The organism is Streptomyces sp. URMC 129 (genome assembly GCF_051386415.1).
GTDB lineage: Bacteria > Actinomycetota > Actinomycetes > Streptomycetales > Streptomycetaceae > Streptomyces.
Map to the genome: position 1 here is coordinate 1 of NZ_JBPQTQ010000260.1, position 1,819 is coordinate 1,819.

Sequence of the window (1,819 nt, forward strand, 5' to 3'; positions counted from 1 at the left end):
GACGTCGTCGTAGCCGTAGTGGGGGAGGGCGGGGTGTTCGCGGGGGTCGGCCAGGTCGACGATCCGGGTGAAGGACTGGGCGGTGCGCTGCCAGTGCTGGGCCGCTTCCCGCAGCTCGGCGGCGTTGGTGCGGAGTTGGTCGCTGATCGTTGCGGGCTGCTCCTCGGCCAGGTGCAGCAGGAGGCGTCCGGTCAGGAGGTGGCCGAGGGCGAGGCTGCGGGCGATCTGCTGGAGGTCGGATCCGCTGACCGGCCGGCCGCTGCTCCGGGCGGCTTCGAAGGTGCCGCGGATGATCCGGTCGGTGTCCTCGGCGACGCGTTCGAGCGTGCCGGGCAGGTCGGGGCGGGGTGCGCGATCCGGTGTGAGGGGTGGTGCGAGCGGTAGTTCGGCCAGCTCGGTCATGTGGTCGCGGTTCGCCTGCCGTCCCAGGACGGCGGCTTGGTGCAGCGCGTGCCGGGCGGCGGACAGGGCCGTTGTCACGGCGGGGTTCTCGGAGCGGGCGGCGAGTTCCGCGGCGAGGAGCCCGGTTTCCCGGGCGAGGTCGGTGACGCGGGAGAAGACGTATCGCTGTGCCCGCGCGGTCGCCAGGAGGAAGAGGTACGGGGTGAGGGGCTGTCCGTCGGGGCCGCGGTGGCTGTTCAGTACATCGCGGGTGACGGACAGGTGCGTTGCCGCGCGGTCCAGACGGTGGCCCGGTTCGCCGGCGGGCCCGCTGATCGCCACGGCTTGCCGGCAGGCGATGGTCATGTGCTGTTCGGCGGCTGTGAGGTGGAGGCGGATGTCGGCGAGGGCACGCCCCATCACCGTGCGGTTTCCCGGGACGCGCGCGGTGTCGCGGGCGAAGGTGTCCGGGTAGGCGCGGAGGGCGCCGAGGAAGTCCCGCGTCTGCAGGGTCAGCGTGCGGATCTGTCCGGGCTGGGGGATCGCGGGGAGGGCGCGGGCCGCGGCGCGCAGTTCCGCCACGGAGGCGTCGAACGCGGCGCCGAGCGTCTGGGGCATGGGTTATGCCGCCGCGCGCAGGGAGCGGGCCGCGTTCTCGGCGGCCGTGGCGGCGTCGAGCAACGGGCCTTCCGCATGGCGCGAAAGGGCTGTGAGGGAGCGGTGGACGTGCTCCAGCAGGGCCGCGCAGGCGGGCACGGAGTTCGCGGAGAGGGGAGGCAGGGGTGTGGGGCCGCCGGTGCGGGGCGGGAGCAGCATCGCCTGGCCCGTGGTGCACGCCTGTGCGGCGGCCAGGACCAGGATCTCGTCGTAGTCGTCGTGCCAGGCCACGGCGTCGGAGACCTGCTGCCCGACGTTGAACGCTTCCCAGGCCGCGTGCAGGACCGTGGTGGAGTCGGTGCTGTCCAGCGCGAGATGCAGATCGTCCAGAGCGGTCGTCATCGATGGGCCCCTTTCCGGGAGGTGATGGCGGTGACGATAAGTGTCCTGATGGTGACAGTTGGGCACCGGGTGGTGTGTCGCGGTGACGGAATCTGTGGACAACCCGGGTTGTGCGGAAAGGCTTGTCACCCGTCGGGGGTCAGGGCCGGGGCGCGTCCGGCTGCCGGGGATCGTTGCGCGGGCCGCGACGTCCGGCGGGCCGGGCGTAGGCGGATTGCAGGCGCGCGTCCGCGCGGCGTTGGATCGCGTCGCGGTCGGCGGCGGCTGCCCTGGCCCGGCGGCGGGCCTGGGCGGCGCGTTCGGCCAGTGCCGAGGCGTGGGGCGAGCCCGCGTTGGCCGCCGCCGCGGCGCGGTTGGTGGCGTCCTGTGCCGCCTGGGCGGCGCGGGCGGCGAGGCGGCGGGCGGTGCGCAGGGCCTCGATGCCGGGCGGGGCCGGGAG

At 74.3% G+C, this 1,819-nt stretch carries 2 protein-coding genes and 1 pseudogene; all 3 read right to left on the reverse strand.

What is annotated here, in order from left to right; genetic code table 11:
• Nucleotides 1–999, reverse strand: a pseudogene (locus tag ACSNOC_RS27595) (hypothetical protein); the annotation flags it as partial.
• Nucleotides 1,000–1,002: 3 nt separating this feature from the next.
• The gene (locus tag ACSNOC_RS27600; RefSeq protein WP_436750305.1) at nt 1,003–1,380 is read right to left on the reverse strand and encodes a hypothetical protein; all 378 of its coding nucleotides are present in this window, start codon (nt 1,378–1,380) and stop codon (nt 1,003–1,005) included.
• A gap of 139 nt (nt 1,381–1,519) precedes the next feature.
• Nucleotides 1,520–1,819 (reverse strand): hypothetical protein (locus ACSNOC_RS27605; protein ID WP_436750306.1); only part of this gene is annotated, 300 nt, incomplete at its 5' end.